Origin of the sequence: Lachnoclostridium sp. An181 (assembly GCF_002160325.1) — a bacterium.
Taxonomy (GTDB): Bacteria; Bacillota; Clostridia; order Lachnospirales; family Lachnospiraceae; genus An181.
This window is the reverse complement of the sequence record NZ_NFKJ01000001.1, coordinates 200980-221404: the sequence shown is the minus strand read 5'-3', so window position 1 is coordinate 221404 and position 20425 is coordinate 200980. Positions and strand designations below refer to the sequence as shown.

Sequence of the window (20425 nt, the reverse complement as noted above, 5' to 3'; positions counted from 1 at the left end):
CCGGTTGGAAAAACAGCATTGTAAACATGCTCCTTCCGACCGGGAACTATTTATTTTCCGAAAAATCGGTTTGCTCTTATTGATGTTTCATTTTTTTTATTTCTGCCATTTTCATAGCGCGAACCTTTAAAGGAAGTCCGAACAGATTGATAAAACCGTCTGCATCGTGGTGGTCATACAGTTCACCGGTCGTAAAGCTTGCAAGAGATTCGCTGTACAGAGAGTATGGGGAGGTGGTCCCTGCCTTGATAATATTGCCTTTGTACAGTTTGAATTTAACTTCACCCGTCACATATTTCTGTGTGGACTCCACGAAAGCCTGAATGGCTTCCCGAAGCGGAGTGAACCATTTCCCTTCATATACAACTTGGGCCAGCTTATTGCCCATTTCTTTTTTTACTTCATAGGTAGCGCGGTCAAGTACAAGCTCTTCAAGCTGCTGGTGTGCCTCCATCAGGATGGTTCCGCCCGGAGTTTCGTAAATACCGCGTGACTTCATGCCCACAACACGATTTTCCACAATGTCGATGATGCCGATCCCGTGTTTGCCGCCAAGTTTGTTGAGTTTGCGGATGATATCGGAAACTTTCATAGCCTGACCGTTGATACTCTTTGGAACGCCGCTTTCAAACGTCATGGTCACATATTCTGCCTCATCTGGTGCTTTTTCCGGACTTACACTTAAAACGAGCAGATCGTCATAATTTGGCTCATTGGCAGGATCTTCGAGTTCCAGACCTTCATGGCTGATGTGCCATAAGTTGCGGTCACGACTGTAGCTGTGACTTGCATCAAATGGAAGGTCAATGCCGTGGGATTTGCAGTACGCAATCTCGTCCTCCCTGGACTGCATGGTCCAAAGGTCTGTCATTCTCCAAGGAGCGATGATCTTTAAATCCGGTGCCAGAGCCTTGATTCCAAGTTCAAAACGAATCTGGTCATTGCCTTTTCCGGTTGCCCCGTGGCAGATAGCTGTAGCGTTTTCTTTTCTTGCAATCTCCACCAGTTTTGCTGCGATTCCAGGGCGTGCCATGGAAGTGCCGAGCAAATACTTGTTCTCATACACAGCTCCAGCCTGTACGCAAGGAATGATGTAATTGTCACAGAAATCGTCCGTTATATCTTCGATATATAACTTAGATGCTCCGGACAGTTTTGCGCGCTCTTCAAGACCATCGAGTTCTTCCTCCTGTCCGCAGTCAATGCAGCAGCAGATCACTTCATAGTCAAAATTTTCTTTCAGCCAAGGGATGATTGCCGTTGTGTCCAGTCCACCGGAATATGCCAATACAACTTTTTCTTTCATTATAGAAACCTCCTGATGTGTAAAATCTATGTATGTCAAAAACGACGTTAATGACACTATACACCAGAATGTATAAATATGCAATATAAAAAATGAAAAAGTCAAAATAATTTTAATATCTGCAAAAACATCTTGAATAATTAGAAACGAAGATGTATAATTATGCAATCATAGATGGTGAAAGTTACATGTATACTTATACAAAGAGGTCCATAACAAGAAAGAAAAGAGGCATAAAATATGATAAAAGCAGGTATTATCGGAGCTACCGGATATGCAGGAGGGGAGCTTGTGAGAATTCTCCTTTCGCATAAAGATGTAAAGATATGCTGGTATGGCTCCAGAAATTATATAGATCAGAAATATTCGGATATTTATCAGAATCTGTTTGAGATCGTGGATGATGTATGTCTGGATGACAATATGGAAGAGCTGGCAGAGAAAGTGGATGTCATTTTTACGGCAACTCCTCAGGGATACTGCAGCAGAGTTATGAATGAAGATATTCTCTCAAAAGCAAAGGTGATCGATCTTAGCGCAGATTTCCGCATCAAGGACGTGGATGTATATGAAGAATGGTATCAGCTGAAACATCCTTGTCCTTCTTATATAAAAGAAGCAGTTTACGGACTTCCCGAATTATACAGGGACAAGATAAAAGGAGCGAGAATCATCGCCAATCCGGGATGTTATCCAACCTGCTCCATTCTGTCCGTATATCCTCTGGTCCGGGAAGGAATGATTGATATGAACACGGTGATCATCGATGCAAAATCAGGTACTTCCGGGGCAGGAAGAGGGGCTAAGGTGGATAATCTGTACTGTGAGGTCAATGAAAATATCAAAGCTTATGGGGTGGCATCCCACAGACATACGCCGGAAATTGAAGAGCAGCTTTCCGGGGCAGCAAAAAAGGATGTAAAGATTAATTTTACTCCGCATCTTGTGCCCATGAACAGGGGAATTCTTGTCACTGCCTATGCATCCTTGATAAAAAATGTGACAGAGGAAGAAATAAGGAATGTGTACAGGGCATACTATAAGGATGAAACATTTGTGAGAGTGCTGAATAAAGATGTCTGTCCTCAGACAAAATGGGTGGAGGGCAGCAACTATGTGGATGTGAACATCAAGGTGGATGACCGTACAGGACGCGTCATTATGATGGGAGCTATGGATAACCTTATAAAAGGGGCGGCCGGACAGGCAGTGCAGAATATGAATCTGTTGTTTGGAAACGAGGAGACAGAAGGCCTGCTGTTCGTTCCGATGTTTCCGTAAGGAAAAGGAAAGGCAGAAAAAGATGATGGCATACGCGATATAGAAATCAAAGTTTATATTTATGAAATCATAAGGAGGGCATCTATGATAACGATCGTAAAAGGCGGAGTGACAAAGGCAATGGGATTTGAGGCTGCATCCTGTGCAGCCGGATTGAAATATGAAGGAAGAGAAGACATGGCGCTTGTGTACAGTAAGGTGCCGTGCAGGGCGGCAGGCACCTTTACAACAAATATCGTAAAGGCAGCCCCTGTCAAATGGGATCAGAAGATCATAAACGAGAGGGGAGAGGCATCCGCAATTATTGTCAATTCCGGTATTGCCAACGCATGTACCGGAAAAGAAGGCATGGACTGCTGTGAGAAGACGGCGGCCGCCGCAGCAGCAGCACTGAAAATAAGTGAGGAGGATGTGCTCATTGGATCCACAGGAGTCATCGGAAAACAGATGCCAGTGGGTAAACTCACCGCAGGGATAGAAGAGCTTGCAAAGAAAAAAGCTCATTCCGTGGAGAGCGGGACAAAGGCAGCAATGGCGATTAAGACAACGGACACCTGCGAAAAAGAGATGGCAGTGGAATTTGAAATCCAAGGTGTGAAGGTGACTCTTGGCGGCATGGCAAAAGGCTCCGGCATGATCCACCCGAACATGTGCACCATGCTTGCATTTTTGACAACAGATGCAAAAATCTCAAAAACAGCACTTCAAAAGGCTCTGGGAGAGGACATCAAGGATACATACAATATGATCTCCGTGGACGGAGATACCTCCACCAATGATACTGTCATTCTTCTGGCAAACGGGCTGGCAGAAAATGAGGAGATCAAGGAGGGAACAGAAGAATACGAAATATTTGTGAAAGCGCTCCACATGGTAAACACGTATCTGGCGAAAAAAATCGCCGGGGACGGGGAAGGAGCAACAGCTCTCTTTGAAGTAGAAGTTGTGGGGGCGCAGGATAAAAAGCAGGCGCAGACACTTGCTAAATCCATTGTGTGCTCCAACCTTACAAAAACCGCAATCGCAGGGCACGATGCCAACTGGGGCAGGATCCTCTGCGCCATGGGCTATGCAGGTGTGGACTTTGACCCTGAGAAAGTGGATTTGTACTTTGAGAGCAAAGCGGGAAAAATCCAGATCATTGCAAATGGGGTTGCGATAGATTACAGTGAAGAAAAAGCGACAAAAATCCTTTCAGAAAAAGAAGTAAAGGCGATCACGGATCTTCACCTTGGAGAGGCAAAAGGAACTGCATGGGGATGTGATCTGACTCACGGATACATTGAAATCAATGCGGATTACCGTTCATAAAGGAGGCGTACCAATGGGGGATGAAATGCAAAAATATCTGGACAAGGCCGAGGTTCTCATCGAGGCGCTGCCTTACATCCAGAAATTTAACAGGAAGATCATTGTTGTTAAGTACGGTGGCAGCGCTATGATAGATGAAACCTTAAAAAGGCGGGTTATTCAGGATGTCACACTGTTAAAACTGGTAGGATTTAAACCGATCATTGTGCACGGCGGAGGAAAGGAGATCAGCCGCTGGGTCGGAAAGATTGGCATGGAGCCTAAATTTATAAAAGGACTTCGCGTGACAGATGAGGAGACGATGGAAGTAGCTGAGATGGTATTAAACCGGGTCAACAAAAGTCTTGTGCGTCTTGTTGAAGAGCTTGGTGTGCGGGCTATCGGCATCAGCGGAAAGGACGGAGGACTTCTTCGGGTGGAAAAAAAGTATGCGGACGGTGCAGATATCGGCTATGTGGGCAAGATTAAGCAGGTGAATATTCAGGTAGTACAGGATCTTTTGGAAAAGGATTTCCTCCCGATCATTTGTCCGGTAGGACTGGACGATGAGTACCATACATATAATATCAATGCGGACGATGCGGCGGATGCCATTGCAAGAGCCATTGGCGCAGAAAAGCTTGCCTTTTTGACAGATATTGAAGGCGTGTACAAAAATCCAAACGATTCTTCCACAAGAATTTCCGCTATGACAGTAAAAGAGGCAAGATCGCTCATTGATGAAGGATATGTGGGCGGAGGAATGCTGCCAAAACTCCAAAACTGCATAGATGCTATAGAAAACGGAGTGAAGAAAGTGCATATTCTGGACGGCAGGATTCCACACTGTCTCCTTTTGGAAATTTTCACGAACAAAGGAATCGGGACAGCTATTTTCAAAGATGAGGAAAGCAGGGATGAGCATGGAGAATAAAGAAAAACAATATATGGAAGAAACGCAGAGCCATCTTGTGCACACATACAATCCATTTCCGATTGTGGTGAAAAAGGGTGAGGGAGTGTACTTGTACGATGAGGAAGGAAACAAATATCTGGATTTTACATCCGGATATGCGGTGTCTTCCCTTGGGTACGGGAACAAAGAGCTGAACAAAAAATTGAAAGCACAGATAGACAATATTTTGCATACCTCCAATCTTTTCTATCATACAGCACAAAAAGAGGCAGCAGAGAGGCTTTTAAAACTTTGCGGTATGGACAGACTTTTTTTTACAAACAGCGGAGGGGAGGCTGTGGAAGGAGCCTTAAAGGCTGCGAGAAAATATGGTTTTGAAAAAAAGAGTGGAAGATATGAGTTCATTGCCATGAAAGAATCGTTCCACGGAAGGAGTTTCGGGGCGCTTTCCGTGACAGGACACGATGCATACCGTACTCCTTTTGAGCCCTTGCTTGCGGGTGTAAAATTTGCCGCATTCAATGATCTTGACAGCGTAAGAGCGCTGGTCAATGAAAAGACTCTGGCCATTATATTCGAACCGGTGCAGGGGGAAGGCGGGGTGTATCCGGCAAAAGAGGAGTTCGTAAAGGGTATACGAAAGCTGTGTGATGAGAATGACATTCTCATGATCTGCGATGAAGTGCAGTGCGGCATGGGAAGGACAGGAAACTATTTCGCATGGCAGGGATACAAGGCAAGACCGGACATTTTGACAATGGCAAAGGCGATCGGCAATGGAATTCCGGTGGGAGCTTTTGCACTGACAGAGAAAGTGGCAAAATATTCTCTTTCACCTGGGGATCATGGCAGCACGTACGGAGGAGGCCCGCTTGCCTGCACGGCGGTGAGTGCGGTTGCAAAGATTTTTGAGAAAAAGAATCTGCCTGACCATGTAAAAGAAATTTCCGTGTATTTGGAGGAGAAACTGGATAAATTGAAGGAAGAATGCCCGTTTGTGACAGGGAGAAGGGGAGTCGGCCTTTTGCAGGCGGTCAAGATTACAAAGCAAGTTAAGGAGACAACGATGAGAGCGCTTGGGGAGGGACTGCTCGTGATTGGGGCAGGCGATGATGCAATCCGTCTGATTCCGCCTCTTGTCATAGAAAAAGAACACGTAGACGAGATGATCGAAAAGCTGAAAAAAGCGCTGGAAGCATAAAAAGGAGAAAAGTGCACATACTTCCTAAAAGAAATTTTAGGAGGTAAAAACAAATGGCAGGATGGATTATTGCACTTTTGTCAGGTGCTCTGATGAGTGTACAGGGAGTATTTAATACACAGGTGACCAAGACAGCCGGCATTTGGGTGAGTAATGCGTGGGTACAGTTGAGCGCATTCCTCCTCTGTGCGGCTGTCTGGTTTTGTACAGGGAGACCTGCGATATCCGCTCTTTGGAAAGTGGAGCCAAAGTACATGCTGCTTGGAGGCATCATCGGTGCCGGGATCACGTGGACTGTTATCAAGAGTATGGAACAGTTGGGGCCTGCTAAGGCAGCACTTCTGATCGTGATCGCCCAGCTTATCGTGGCCTATGTCATTGAGCTTCTCGGGATATTCGGAGTGGAGAAACAGCCGTTCAACTGGATAAAGGCAGGGGGAATGCTGCTTGCCCTTGTGGGAGTGGCCATTTTCCAGTGGAAATAGTGTGCAATATTAGAAAATTGTGAAAATGTCATTGTAATTTAAAATCAGATTCGGTAAAATGATGGTATCCTGCATAGAGGGGATTACGGTAGACCGTAAGGAGGATTTATGCAAGGAAAAAGAAGAAAATTTGTCTATGTATTTGCGTTTTGCGCCATGTTTCTTTTTTTGCTGTCCATGGCAGGATGCCAGAAAGAAGAGGAGTCTTTGGAGAGAATATCGGAGGAGTCGCTGCAAGATTCCGATGACAAACAGGAAAAGGAAGAGGAGCAAGAGGAAACTATTGTTGTCTATGTGTGCGGGTGTGTGAAAAATCCGGGGGTTTATGAACTGCCTTCTGATGCCAGAGTTTCTGATGCAGTGCAGTTTGCGTCGGGATTTCAAGAAAATGCAGCGGAAGAATCCGTAAACCTTGCAAAGAAAGTAGAGGATGGAGAGCAGATTTATATTCCGTCCAAGGAGGAGGCATCCCAAAAGGCATACTCAGGAAAAGGCGGGCAAGAGGACGATGACAGTGTAAATCTGAATACCGCGGATTTGGAGGAGCTGAAGACCCTTCCGGGGATCGGAGATGCAAAAGCCAAAAGCATCATCAATTATAGGGAGGAGCACGGCGGATTCTAAAATATCGAAGAGATCATGCAGATAGAGGGAATCAAAGAAGGGGTATTTCAGAAAATCAAAGATAAAATAAAAGTATAACGGGGAGAAAAGCTATGAGCAAAAGAGTTTTGGTGGTTGACGATGAAAAATTGATTGTAAAAGGAATCCGTTTCAGCCTTGAGCAGGACGGAATGAGTGTGGACTGTGCCTATGACGGTGAGGAGGCAATGACACTCGCAAAGCAGAATACCTACGATCTGATTCTTTTGGACGTGATGCTCCCGAAACATGATGGGTTTGAGGTTTGTCAGAATATCAGAGAGTATTCCGATGTCCCGATCATTATGCTGACTGCAAAGGGAGATGACATGGATAAAATTCTCGGACTGGAATATGGGGCGGATGACTATATCACAAAACCATTCAATATTCTGGAGGTCAAGGCGAGGATAAAGGCTATTATGAGAAGAGCCGGCAAAGGGGCTAAGGAAGACAAGGAAAACCGGATGATCCAAAAAGGAGATATGAAGATTGACTGTGAGAGCAGGAGAGTGTTCATAGGAGAAAAAGAGATGAACCTGACTGCAAAAGAGTTTGACCTTTTGGAACTTTTGGCGACAAACCCGAATAAGGTGTACAGCAGGGAAAATCTTCTGAACATTGTCTGGGGATATGAGTATCCGGGCGATGCAAGGACCGTGGACGTACATATCAGAAGACTTAGAGAAAAGATTGAGGTCAATCCAAGCGACCCGAAATATGTACATACAAAGTGGGGGGTTGGTTACTATTTTAGGGGCTAAATGGAAGATAAAAAACAGTTTTTTTAAAAGCCTTCGTTTTCGGATAATCCTCATGGCGCTTGCCGTGGGGATTATTCCGTGTATGATTTTGAGGATCGTGCTGCTTGGCAATTATGAAGAACGTTCTGTGGCTGAGAAATCGGCACAGATCCAGAATCAGTGTACGATTCTGGGAAACCAGCTTATAAGCAGCGGGTATCTGGAAGGAAAGACCTCAGAAGTGGTGGATGCAGAGTTAACGCAGTTGTCCAATATATATTCCGGGCGTGTCATGATCGTGGACGGCCAGTTTGAGATCATCAAGGATACATACGATATGGATGAGAGAAAGATTCTTGCCTCTCAAAGTATTATTGAATGTTTTAAGGGAAAAGGGACGAGCCATTACGATGGAAAGAATCAATACATCGAAGTGACGGTTCCGGTGATGGATCAGGAGGCACAGAATGTTCTGGGAGTCATATTGGCCAGTGTGTCCACAGACAGCATTGCGGATTCATTGGAGGTTTACAGAGAGAAGGCAAATATCATGCTTATGACGATCGTACTGATCCTGCTTATCGTAGTTGCATTTTGTTCAGGGAAAATGATGCGACCGTTCCACAGGCTTTCCGATGCCATTGACGCTGTGACGGAGGGATATGACTCTGGAAAAATTGAAGAGAATCAATATTCGGAGACAGAGAAGATTTCTGAGTCAGTAAACAAGATGCTTGTGCGCTGGAAAAAGGTGGATGATTCAAGACAGGAGTTTGTCTCCAACGTATCCCATGAGCTGAAAACACCGCTGACATCTATGAAAGTGCTGGCAGATTCTCTTTTGGCACAAGGTGATGTGCCGGCAGAACTGTACAAAGAGTTTATGGAAGACATTACCGAGGAGATTGAGAGGGAGGATAAAATCATCAATGACCTTCTCTCCCTTGTGAAGATGGATAAGACATCCGCAAATACCATGAATGTCACATCGGAAAATATCAATGAGCTTGTGGAAAAATGTTTAAAAAGACTTCAGCCGATTGCTGCAAAGGCGAATATTGAACTTGTCTTGGAAAGTTTTCGACCTGTGAGTGCAGAGGTGGATGAAATGAAGTTTTCTCAGGCAGTGACAAATCTTGTGGAAAATGCAATCAAGTACAATAAGGAAAATGGATTTGTCCACGTTTCCCTAAACGCAGATCACAAGTATTTTTACTTGAAGGTGGAAGATTCCGGGATTGGAATTCCAGAGGACGCCATTGACCATATTTTTGAGAGGTTTTACCGGGTGGATAAATCCCATTCAAGAGAAATCGGCGGCACAGGCCTTGGGCTTGCCATTGCAAGGGGCGCAGTTATTATGCACCGGGGAGCGATCAAAGTATACAGCGAGCCGGGAGAAGGTACAACGTTCACAGTCAGGATTCCGTTGACATACGTAGCGTAGAGAAAGAAGGAAGATATGAAGAAATTGTATCGATGGTGTGCGTCCATTCTTATCCTGTGCATGGCGATGACAGGAGCTGGATGTGCACAAGGGAAAAAAGTTGAAGATTATAAAAACCATTTGTATTTTATAAACGCCAAAGAAATGTCGCTTGAAAAAGTGGGATATACACTTGAAGGCACAGAGGCAGTGGAAGAAGCCGATGAGATGATGGAACAGTTGTTGCATGTTCCGGATGGGGCGAAATACTATTCTGCTGTTCCGGAGGGAGTAAAAGTTAACGAGATAAAACTTCAGGGGAAAATATTGAAACTGGATTTCTCAAAGAAATATCAGAAGATGAGCGCATCCCAGGAGGTTCTCATGAAAGAGGCGCTCGTACTTTCATTCACACAAATAAACGGGATTGATGGTGTGGAATTCTGGGTGGATGGAAAACCGCTGCAGAAAAAGAATGGCAGTATCCAGGGGATCATGTATGCGGACGATTTTGTTCAGAGTTCCGGTGCGGATATCCACACATATCAACAGAAAGAGCTGGTGCTCTATTTTGGTGACAGCTCCGGGAAAAAGCTGGTAAAAGAAAAAGTAAATGTCCGGTACAACAGTAATATGTCTCTGGAAAAGCTTATTTTGGAGAGGCTTATAAAGGGACCTTCAGGAAAATCGGAGAAAAAGATCCTTCCATCAGAAATGCGTATTTTGGGCGTGTCTGTAAAAGACGGTATTTGTTATGTAAACCTGGATCAGACATTCCTGGATTCTGTCTATGAAGTGGAGCCGGCGGTCACGATCTATTCTATAGTCAACTCCATCATAGACAATGGGACAGCCGCACAAGTTCAGATTTCTGTCAACGGTCAGACGAATGAAAAATTCCAGGGCTCCATTTCTTTGGAAAAGCCGTTGGCAAGAAATGAGAATATTATGGAGGAGGAAGAAAAATGAGAGGCAGGCCTGTATTTCTTGTCTGCCTTTTCATCCTCGTTCTTCGAGGGATATGGCTTGTTTTCTTTTTTTCAGGGGAGGAGTCATTGGGCTTTCCTGGAAGAAAAAGTCCCGCCGGCGAGATTGTTCTCAGAGGAGAAATCTACCGGATAGAAGAGACGGACAAGACAAAGTTGTTATATCTAAAACACAATTCTATTTTTCAAGGGAAGGATTCTTTCCCGACATCCAATTGTATTGTATATGATTCTAAAAAACAAAATTATCAAATCGGGAATATTGTCAAAGTAGAGGGAGAGGCGAAAATTTTTGAAAATGCGCCAAATCCTGGGAATTTTGACCAGAAACTTTATTATCAGAAAGACGGACTTTTGTTCTCCTGTTTTGCAAAAAAGATATCTGTAGAAAGAAAAACGATCAATCAGGCGGCTCAGTTTTTTTATCAATTTCGCAGAAAGTGGAGTAATATGCTTGTGCATGAGCTGGGTGAAAAGCATGGAGGAACATTGTCGGCTATGTTGATTGGGGAAAAGAAGACCATGGATGCAGGTGAAAAAGAGATCTATCAAAAGTCAGGAATCGGCCATCTTCTGGCAGTTTCCGGCCTCCATGTTTCCTTTGTGGGCCTTTCTTTCTATGAGCTTTTGCGAAGAGTTGGCACGCCCTTTTTTGCAGCAGGGGCAGCGGGAATCGGTGTTTTGTTTTTTTATGGGATGCTGACCGGATTTGGAGTGTCTGTTACGAGGGCGGTCATCATGCTGGCGTTTCGTATAGGAGCGTCGCTTGGAGGAAGGGAATACGATTTTCCAACGGCAATCGGATTTGCAGCCGCGTGGACCGCATTGACAAAGCCTCTTTATCTTCTGGACGCAGGTTTTCTTTTATCCTACATTTCAGTGATCGGGATTTATGTGGGAGACAGCATGCGCAGAGAATATTTTCCGGATGCAGGTTCTCTGTTCCAAAGTCTCTGGATGGGGGCAGCAGTCCAGATCGCCTTGTTTCCCATTACGTTGTATTTCTATTATGAATTTCCTACATATTCTATTCTCTTGAATCTGGCTGCAATCCCAGGGTCATCCATTGTCATTGGGAACGGGATGCTTGCAAGTATTTTCTGCATGATATCAGGGAGCGGTGTCGGGCTTCGTATAAGCGGATGGCTGTTGGAGATCTATTCCAGAGTAAGCGAGGCAAGTCTTCATCTGCCCTGGTGCCGGATTGTCTTTGGAAAACCGCGATGGCATGAAATACTGGTTTATTATCTTGTACTGTCACTTTTATACTTGATGATAAAAAGAAAATGGGAGAAGAGATGGGGGGTGGCCCTTTTGTTTAGCGCATCTGTGTTGTTCCTGAAAAGAATCCCATACCCTCATCAAAGTGTGAACGTGACAATGATCAATGTTGGTCAGGGGGACTGCGCGCTGATTCAAAGTCCTGACAGAGCGTGCTATCTTGTGGACGGAGGGAGCAGCGATGTGGATGAAGTGGGAAAATACCGGATAGAGCCGTTTTTAAAGTATTTGGGAATCGGTAAGGTGGACGGTGTGTTTTTGTCCCATGCAGACGAAGACCATATCAACGGAATTTATGAAATGTTGGAACGGCAGCATACAGGGATTGCGATAGAAACGGTGGTCCTGGAATCCCATTCCTTGAAAGATAAAGAGATGAGAAAGCTGGCAGCGAGAGCACGGAAATATGGGACAGAGGTAAAAAAGATCTCTTGGGGGAAAAGGCTTGGGAAAAAGATGATCTTGTCGTGTGCAGGGCCGAAAGAAACATTTGAGGGAAAGGATGGAAATGAAAATTCCATGGTCCTTCGAATGGAATATGGGGATATGAGCATGCTGTTTACCGGTGATATCGGGCAGGAGGCAGAAAGAGAAATGTTAATGGAGAACATGATAAAACCGGCGACCATCCTCAAAACAGCACATCACGGCTCTAAAAATTCCACATCCTCAGATTTTCTAAAAATACTAAAGCCAAAAGCAGCGCTTATCTCTGCGGGAGTAAAAAATCGGTACGGTCATCCGAATGAGGAGACGCTGGAAAGGCTGCGTAAGGAAAAAATTCCATATTATGTGACAAACAGTCAGGGGGCAATCTGCGTTCGGTTTACAAAAGAGGGGTGCAGACTTTACCATTACAGCAGGAAGGGGATTCCATTTCCTTTTTGATGGAAATATGCTACAATGTGACATAGCGATGAGACAAGGAGAAGGTTGGCCGATTATGAAAAGACTGAATGAAGATTTGAAGACAGGAAATTTTCAGCATATCTATCTTTTGTACGGAGAAGAGGCATATTTGAAAAAACAGTATAAAAAGCGTTTTCAGGCAGCAATGCTGCCGGAAGGGGACACAATGAACTTTTCCTATTTTGAGGGGAAGGATGTCAATATTGCGGAAGTGATCGATATTGCCGAGACAATGCCGTTTTTTGCAGAGCGAAGATTCATCGTAATGGAAAATACGGGGTTTTTGAAAAATGCCTGCCCCCAGCTCGCAGACTATTTGAAGATAGTCCCGGACAGCACATACTTTCTTTTTATTGAGAACGAGGTGGACAAAAGAGGCAGAGTGTACAAAGCCATCAAGGAGAAAGGGCATATCACAGAACTTGCCAGACAGGATGCCGACACTTTGACAAAATGGATCCTTGGTGCTGTAAAGAGAGAAGGAAAGCAGATTGCTGCACCCACAGTGAGGTATTTTCTGGAAAAAGAGGGCACGGATATGGAAAATCTTCAAAACGAGCTGGAAAAACTGTTTTCCTATACCATGGACAAAGACTCCATCACTGTGGAGGATGTCGATGCCGTCTGTACATCCCAGATCAAAAATAAAATTTTCGATATGGTGGATGCAGTTGCCCTGAAAAACCAGAAAAAAGCGCTGCAGTACTATTATGACCTGCTGGCGTTAAAAGAGCCTCCGATGCGCATTCTCTATCTGATGACGAGGCAGTTTCGGATACTTTTGCAGACGCGGGAGTTGATGGCTCAGGGAGTGGACAGAAGACAGATTGCCGAGAAGATAAAAGTACCTCCGTTTTCCGTTGGAAAATATCAAAATCAGGCAAAAATGTTTCAGTCAAAAGAGATAGAATATGTATTAAAAAGCGCGGCGGACATGGAGGAGGCAGTCAAAACGGGCAGACTTTTGGACACGCTGAGTGTGGAATTATTTATCATGGAGTTTTCTAAAGAAAAAGAAAAGAAATGATAGAATTTTAAAACAAAATAAGATATAATGACAATGTTTTGAATATCAATAAGCGGAGGAATTGAAGTGGCAGGAATAGAACAGAGTAAGATTCGTAATTTTTGTATCATTGCACATATCGACCACGGAAAATCAACGCTGGCGGACCGGATTATCGAAAAGACCGGGCTTTTAACGAGCAGAGAGATGCAGGCCCAGGTGCTTGACAATATGGACCTGGAAAGAGAGCGTGGGATTACGATCAAAGCGCAGGCTGTGCGCACAGTGTATAAAGCAAAAGACGGACAAGAATATATTTTTAATCTCATTGACACACCGGGGCATGTGGATTTCAATTATGAAGTGTCCAGAAGTCTTGCAGCGTGCGACGGGGCAATCCTTGTGGTGGATGCAGCGCAGGGGGTTGAGGCCCAGACGCTGGCAAATGTTTATCTGGCGCTTGATCATGACTTGGACGTATTTCCGGTCATCAACAAGATCGATCTTCCAAGTGCAGAGCCGGAGAGGGTGATCGCGGAGATAGAGGATGTGATTGGGATCGAAGCAGAAGATGCGCCGAGGATTTCTGCGAAAACAGGACTTAATGTAGAGGAAGTGCTGGAACAGATCGTGGAAAAGATTCCGGCGCCTACAGGGAATCCGGATGCACCTTTGAAGGCCCTGATCTTTGATTCCAAATACGATTCCTATAAGGGTGTGATCGTTTTTTGCAGGATCAAAGAGGGGACTGTGAAGAAGGGGACAAAGATCAGGATGATGGCCACCGGCGCAAGCGCAGAAGTGGTGGAAGTCGGATATTTTGGCGCGGGGCAGTTCATTCCATGTGAGGAACTGAGTGCAGGAATGGTAGGTTATATTACCGCCAGTCTGAAAAATGTCAAGGATACACATGTAGGTGATACGATCACAGATGCGAACAATCCGTGCGATGCGCCTCTGCCTGGTTATAAAAAGGTCAATCCCATGGTCTACTGCGGAATGTATCCTGCGGATGGGGCGAAATACCCGGATTTGCGGGATGCTCTTGAAAAGCTGCAGCTGAATGATGCAGCTCTTCAGTTTGAACCGGAGACATCGGTTGCTTTGGGGTTTGGTTTCCGCTGTGGATTCCTTGGACTTCTCCATCTGGAAATCATCCAGGAGCGTTTGGAGAGGGAGTACAACCTGGATTTGGTCACAACCGCTCCGAGTGTTATTTATAAAGTACACAAGACAAACGGGGAAGTGATTGAACTTACCAATCCGTCAAACCTTCCGGACCCGGCGGAAATTGACTATATGGAAGAACCGATGGTGAAGGCGGAGATCATGGTGACATCAGAGTTTATCGGAGCGATCATGGATCTGTGCCAGGAAAGACGAGGCATTTATCAGGGCATGGAGTATATGGAGGAGACAAGGGCAGTCCTTCATTATGATCTGCCGCTGAATGAGATCATCTATGATTTCTTTGATGCATTGAAATCGCGTTCCAGAGGATATGCATCCTTTGACTATGAGATGAAAGGGTATGCACAGTCTGAGCTTGTGAAACTGGATATCCTCATCAATAAGGAAGAGGTGGATGCCCTGTCCTTTATCGTATTTGCCGGTTCTGCATACGAGAGAGGAAGGAAAATGTGTGAGAAACTGAAAGAAGAGATTCCAAGACAGTTATTTGAAATTCCGATCCAGGCAGCAGTGGGCAGCAAGATTATAGCAAGAGAGACTGTCCGAGCCATGAGAAAGGACGTTCTGGCAAAATGTTACGGGGGAGATATTTCCCGTAAGAAGAAACTTTTGGAAAAGCAGAAAGAAGGAAAGAAGAGAATGCGCCAAGTCGGAAACGTAGAGATTCCGCAGAAAGCATTCATGAGTGTATTAAAACTGGATGATAAATAAAAGGAAGGGGGCAAAAGCCGTTTGACGATGCAGGTGCGTCTGTCATCAGCTGGCCCCCTTTGTCTTGATACTGGAAAGGAGAACAAATGAAAAAGTGGTTGATTCCCCTCACGATATGGGTCGTGGATCTTTTTGGGCTTGTGCTGTCAAAAAAGACGGGCTGGTTTTCTGACTGGTACGCACAATATATACAGCCGATCTGGGTTGGGACGATTGGGAGGCTTTTTTCTGTCCTTCCCTTTTCAGCGGCAGAGTTTTTGCTTTATATCCTGATTCTCTGGACTCTTGTGTGGGCCGGGATCAGGATTGGCCGCATTGTGCAAAGAAAAAAGAGAAGACATTACACCATTGCCGCCGGGTGTTACCGGATATTTCTTTTGGCAGTTCTCCTTTTTACTCTGTTTACTTGGACATGTGGAGTAAATTATGCAAGGACTTCCTTTGTAAAGAGCAATCAAATAGAAGTGAGGGTTTATACGACAGAAGAATGGAAAAAGGCATGTGAAATCTTGACGGAACAGGTAAATACCTATGCAGTGCAGGTAAAAAGGGACGGGCAAGGCCGGATGGTGGTCGGCGAGCACGCTGAAAAGAGGGCTGTGCGCGCGATGCAGCTTGCAGGGGAAGGGTATGCGTCCTTATCAGGGTACTACCCGAATCCAAAAGCCGTAAGTTTCTCCCAGATACTTTCCTATCAAAATGTGACAGGCATCTATTCGCCGTTTACTGTGGAGGCAAACTATAACCAGGACATGGAAGATTACAATATCCCGTTTACCATGTGCCATGAATTGTCCCATCTAAAAGGGTTTATGAAAGAGGAGGAGGCGAATTTTATCGCGTATCTGGCATGCATGAAATCGGACAGCGAGGAGTTTCGCTACAGTGGGACAATGCTTGGCTGGCTCTACTGTACGAATGAGCTCTACAAAAGGGATACGACTGCCTACAAGGAAATGTGGAACAAATTGTGCAAAGAGGCCAAAGCGGATTTTGAGGCTAACTCTGCATTCTGGGATAAATATGAAGGGAAGATCTCTGAAGTGGCAGAATCGATAAATGACAGTTATTTAAAAGCGAATGGACAGGAAAAAGGCATTGAGAGCTATGATAAAGCTGCGGATTTGATCGTGGGCGAAGTTCTGAATGCAGAAAAGGTAGGAAAGCAATGAAAAGAGAGATAGAATTGTATATTCATATTCCGTTTTGTGTTAAAAAATGTGCGTACTGCGATTTTCTGTCTTCTCCGGCAGATGAGGCGGTCAAAAAGGCATATGTAAAGGCGCTGGAATTAGAGATTGCCTTTTGGGGACAGAAATTAGAAAACACTACAGTGTCAACCATTTTTATTGGAGGAGGGACGCCCTCCCTGCTTTCCGGGGAACAAATGGAAACCTTGTTGCAGTGTGTGAGAAGAAGTTTTCGAGTGGAGAAAGATGCGGAGATTACGATGGAAATGAATCCCGGCACTGTGAATGATAAAAATCTGATACGTTATAAAAAAGCGGGGGTGAACAGGATCAGCATTGGTTTGCAGTCTGCAAAGAATGAAGAGCTGCAAAAGCTTGGACGAATCCATACATTTCAGGAATTCCTTGATACCTACAAAGCTGTGAGAGCCTGTGGTTTTGAAAATGTGAATGTGGATCTGATCTCTGCAATTCCAGGGCAGACAAGGGAAAGCTTTGAGGAAAGTCTGCATATTGTGGCGCGCCTGGAACCTGAGCATATCTCTGCCTACAGCCTTATTGTGGAAGAGGGGACTCCTTTTTACGAAAAATACGGGGACGGAAAACCAAAGGAGCGTGATCTGCCTTCCGAGGAGGAAGAGCGTGCAATGTACAAACGAACAAAAGAAATTTTGGAAAAATACGGGTATGAACGGTATGAAATATCCAATTATGCAAAAGATGGGTTCGCATGCAGACACAACATCGGTTATTGGGAGAGAAAAGAGTATATTGGGGTTGGAATCGGGGCTGCAAGTTTTCTTGGAAAAGAGAGATTTTCCAACATCAGAAAGATAGATCAATATTTGGCATATGCAAAGGAGCGGTCCTTTGAAAAAATGGTCAGCGAGAGGGAAATTCTTGATATGTCCCAGGAGATGGAAGAGTTTATGTTTTTAGGACTTCGGATGCAGAAAGGGATCTCGGCAGCGAAATTTCAGGAGACCTTTGGATGTCCTCTGGACGAGGTTTACGGGAAGGAAATTGCAAAACTGAAAAAGCAGGGTCTTCTGAAAGAAAAAGGAGAAAATTTTTCCCTTACAGATTTTGGAATTGATATAAGTAATTATGTTTTTGTGGAATTTATGAATAAATAGAAAAAAACAGAAAAAAACTTATGTAATATACCTAAAAATATTGAAAAAAAAGTGGAATAATGCTATTCTAGTCAACGTGGTGAATTGTATGAAATGAGAAATACAATTTCACAATTAAGTAAAGACGGGGGACGGTAAAATGGAGACATCTTATGGATTTTTGTTGGATTTGGCGATTATTTTGCTGAGTACAAAAGTTCTGGGGCTTGTGACCAGAAGGTTTCATATGCCTCAGGTAGTGGGAGCGCTGCTGGCAGGCCTGATTTTCGGCCCGGCAATGCTCAATATTTTGCAGGAGACAGATTTCATCACTTCCCTATCGGAAATCGGTGTCATCGTCTTAATGTTCTGTGCAGGTCTGGAGACAGACATTGATGAATTAAAAAAGAGTGGAAAAGCATCGTTTGTAATCGCTCTCATTGGTGTGATTGTACCTTTGATCGGCGGCTTTGTGGTTGCCTATTTCTTTAATAAACCCGGGATTATTGAATCGGATGCCACGACAAGCGTATTCCTTCAGAATGTTTTTATTGGCGTCATTTTGACAGCCACATCCGTAAGTATCAGTGTGGAGACACTGAAAGAGATTGGAAAGTTAAAGACACGTGCGGGAAATGCCATTCTTGGAGCAGCTATTATCGATGATATTCTTGGAATCATCGCACTGACGATCATCACAAGTATGGCAGATACATCTGTGAAAATCTGGATCGTGCTTGGAAAGATTGTTTTATTCTTTGTATTTATCGGAATTTTTGGTGTCATTCTGCACAAATGCTATAAAAAATGGGCGGATTCCGCGGAAAAAGGATTGCAAAGACATACGATCATGGCATTTGTTGTCTGCCTTCTTCTTTCCTATGTCGCGGAACAATGGTTTGGAGTTGCCGATATCACCGGTGCCTTTTTTGCAGGGATCATTGTTTCAAAGACACAGCGTACTCAGTATCTGTCATCCAGATTTGACACGCTTTCCTACTTATTTTTATCACCGATCTTCTTTGCAAGTATTGGAATCAAAGTAGTATTGCCAAAGATGAGTTCCAGCATCATACTTTTCTCTGTCATTCTGCTTTTGATCGCAGTTTTGAGTAAAGTTGTCGGATGCGGCTTAGGCGCAAAGTTGTGCAAATATTCCGGTAAAGAAAGCATGCAGATTGGAGTGGGCATGATTTCCCGTGGCGAAGTTGCCCTGATCGTTGCAAGCAAAGGGCAGGCAGTGGGCCTGATGAGCGGAGCATTTATCGGTCCTGTTGTCCTGGTGGTTATTGTGACTACCATTATCACACCGATACTGCTCAAGATCGTGTTCAGAAACGACACATCAGGACCCGCGAAAGTAGATGATAAGCTTTCGGAACATTTCGAACAGTTTGAGGAATACCGGGAAGGGCTGCACCATCTGAATGCGACCGCAAAGTAAGAAAAAGAATGACTGAACAGATGATTAGGAGACTTTCTTCCAAATATATTATGGAAGAAAGTCTCTTTTTTATCTGTTTTGGAGATTTTCTTTCATAAGTGGAATAATTCTGAATTAATAGATAAAAAAATAATAAAGTGGTTGACAAACCGAAACAGCAGTGGTATTTTATTATCAGCAAAGATGTTAGCACTCGAAAAGAAAGAGTGCTAATAAGCCGAAGGGGGCTGAAGGATGAAAACAGAACAAAATCTAAGTGAGCGCAAAAAGAAGATTCTGTATGCCATCATCAAGACGTATCTGGACACGGGAGAACCGGTTGGATCCAGAACGATCTCAAAATATACGGATTTGAATTTGAGCTCTGCTACCATCCGCAATGAGATGGCTGATTTGGAAGATTTGGGTTACATTTTACAGCCTCATACTTCTGCCGGAAGAGTTCCCTCCGACAAAGGGTACCGATGGTATGTGGATTCCCTGATGGAGGAGAAGGAACAGCAGATCGTGGAGATCAAGGACATGATGTTGGAAAAGGCAGACAAGATGGACCAGCTTTTAAAGCAGGTTGCAAGAGTTTTGGCGGCAAATACCAATTATGCGACTATGATCACCGCGCCTTCCTACAACCGCAATAAATTAAAATTCATTCAGCTTTCCAAGGTGGATGAAAGGCAGCTTGTAGCAGTGATTGTGATGGAAGGCAATATCATCAAGAACAAGATAGTGAATGTGGAACAGGAGATTGACAATGAGACTTTGCTTAAGTTGAATATGCTCCTGAACACGAGCCTGAACGGGATGTCCGTGGAGGAGATCAACCTGGGTATGATCGCAAGACTAAAAGAACAGGCTGGGATTCACAGCGGTGTCATCAGTGATGTTTTGGATACGGTCGGCAGTGTGATACAGGTGGAGGAAGATCTGGAGATTTATACGAGCGGGGCAACCAATATTTTTAAGTATCCGGAGCTGAGCGACAAACAAAGTGCAAAAGAGATTATCAATGCGTTTGAAGAGAAACAGCAGTTGGCAGAGCTTGTGACAAAGACCATGTCTGATGAGGACAATAAAGGAATCCAGGTCTATATCGGAAGTGAGACTCCGGTACAGACAATGAAAGACTGCAGTGTTGTGACAACCACATATGAGCTTGGCCAGGGCATGCAGGGGACGATTGGAATCATCGGCCCAAAGAGAATGGACTACGAACATGTCATGAACACATTAAAGACATTGATGATCGAGTTGGATAACATATTTCACAGGAAAGAATAGAAAGGCGGATGACCCTTGGATAAA

The 20425-nt window shown here is 44.4% G+C and carries 17 protein-coding genes; 16 read left to right on the top strand and 1 reads right to left on the bottom strand.

Features of this window, described 5'->3' with window-relative positions:
• Positions 1 to 76: 76 nt before the first annotated feature.
• Positions 77 to 1306, bottom strand: a complete 1230-nt coding sequence (locus B5F18_RS01030) for an argininosuccinate synthase (RefSeq protein ID WP_087155800.1) — start codon at positions 1304 to 1306, stop codon at positions 77 to 79.
• 240 nt (positions 1307 to 1546) lie between these two features.
• On the opposite strand from B5F18_RS01030, the gene argC reads away from it, so the two are divergent.
• The 16 genes from argC (at position 1547) to hrcA (ending at position 20401) form a co-directional block, all read left to right on the top strand.
• A complete protein-coding gene (argC, locus tag B5F18_RS01025) occupies positions 1547 to 2587 on the top strand; it encodes an N-acetyl-gamma-glutamyl-phosphate reductase (protein ID WP_087155799.1) in 1041 nt (346 codons plus the stop codon).
• An 84-nt stretch (positions 2588 to 2671) separates the two neighbouring features.
• Entirely contained in the window at positions 2672 to 3898 is a 1227-nt protein-coding gene (gene argJ / locus B5F18_RS01020) for a bifunctional glutamate N-acetyltransferase/amino-acid acetyltransferase ArgJ (RefSeq protein ID WP_330394074.1), read from the top strand.
• A gap of 13 nt (positions 3899 to 3911) precedes the next feature.
• Positions 3912 to 4811, top strand: a complete 900-nt coding sequence (gene argB, locus B5F18_RS01015) for an acetylglutamate kinase (protein WP_087155798.1) — start codon at positions 3912 to 3914, stop codon at positions 4809 to 4811.
• Positions 4801 to 5994, top strand: coding sequence for an aspartate aminotransferase family protein (locus B5F18_RS01010; RefSeq protein ID WP_087155836.1), 1194 nt, complete (start codon positions 4801 to 4803; stop codon positions 5992 to 5994). The genes argB and B5F18_RS01010 overlap by 11 nt, the downstream gene beginning before the upstream one ends.
• A 53-nt stretch (positions 5995 to 6047) precedes the next feature.
• A complete protein-coding gene (locus B5F18_RS01005) occupies positions 6048 to 6479 on the top strand; it encodes a DMT family transporter (RefSeq protein WP_087155797.1) in 432 nt (143 codons plus the stop codon).
• A gap of 108 nt (positions 6480 to 6587) precedes the next feature.
• Positions 6588 to 7103, top strand: a complete 516-nt coding sequence (locus tag B5F18_RS01000; RefSeq protein ID WP_242955768.1) for an SLBB domain-containing protein — start codon at positions 6588 to 6590, stop codon at positions 7101 to 7103.
• A 92-nt stretch (positions 7104 to 7195) separates the two neighbouring features.
• Positions 7196 to 7885, top strand: a complete 690-nt coding sequence (locus B5F18_RS00995; protein ID WP_087155796.1) for a response regulator transcription factor — start codon at positions 7196 to 7198, stop codon at positions 7883 to 7885.
• The gene (locus tag B5F18_RS00990) at positions 7842 to 9311 is read left to right on the top strand and encodes a sensor histidine kinase (protein ID WP_087155795.1); all 1470 of its coding nucleotides are present in this window, start codon (positions 7842 to 7844) and stop codon (positions 9309 to 9311) included. Before B5F18_RS00995 ends, B5F18_RS00990 begins: the two co-directional genes overlap by 44 nt.
• Positions 9312 to 9326: 15 nt before the next feature.
• A complete protein-coding gene (locus tag B5F18_RS00985; protein ID WP_087155794.1) occupies positions 9327 to 10259 on the top strand; it encodes a GerMN domain-containing protein in 933 nt (310 codons plus the stop codon).
• A complete protein-coding gene (locus B5F18_RS00980; RefSeq protein ID WP_087155793.1) occupies positions 10256 to 12445 on the top strand; it encodes a DNA internalization-related competence protein ComEC/Rec2 in 2190 nt (729 codons plus the stop codon). Before B5F18_RS00985 ends, B5F18_RS00980 begins: the two co-directional genes overlap by 4 nt.
• 55 nt (positions 12446 to 12500) lie before the next feature.
• Positions 12501 to 13493: a DNA polymerase III subunit delta gene (gene holA / locus B5F18_RS00975; protein ID WP_087155792.1), complete on the top strand. Its 993-nt coding sequence runs from the start codon at positions 12501 to 12503 to the stop codon at positions 13491 to 13493.
• Between the two features lie 66 nt (positions 13494 to 13559).
• Positions 13560 to 15374 carry a translation elongation factor 4 gene (gene lepA, locus B5F18_RS00970; protein WP_087155791.1) on the top strand — a complete coding sequence of 605 codons (1815 nt, stop codon included), beginning with the start codon at positions 13560 to 13562 and terminating at the stop codon, positions 15372 to 15374.
• 86 nt (positions 15375 to 15460) lie between these two features.
• Positions 15461 to 16546, top strand: a complete 1086-nt coding sequence (locus B5F18_RS00965) for a DUF3810 domain-containing protein (RefSeq protein WP_087155790.1) — start codon at positions 15461 to 15463, stop codon at positions 16544 to 16546.
• Positions 16543 to 17700 (top strand): radical SAM family heme chaperone HemW, encoded by a 1158-nt coding sequence (gene hemW, locus B5F18_RS00960; RefSeq protein ID WP_087155789.1) that lies wholly within the window; start codon positions 16543 to 16545, stop codon positions 17698 to 17700. Before B5F18_RS00965 ends, hemW begins: the two co-directional genes overlap by 4 nt.
• Before the next feature lie 139 nt (positions 17701 to 17839).
• The gene (locus tag B5F18_RS00955; protein ID WP_087155788.1) at positions 17840 to 19123 is read left to right on the top strand and encodes a cation:proton antiporter; all 1284 of its coding nucleotides are present in this window, start codon (positions 17840 to 17842) and stop codon (positions 19121 to 19123) included.
• 234 nt (positions 19124 to 19357) lie between these two features.
• On the top strand, positions 19358 to 20401 hold the full coding sequence (gene hrcA, locus B5F18_RS00950) for a heat-inducible transcriptional repressor HrcA (RefSeq protein WP_087155787.1): 1044 nt from the start codon (positions 19358 to 19360) through the stop codon (positions 20399 to 20401).
• Positions 20402 to 20425 lie beyond the last annotated feature (24 nt).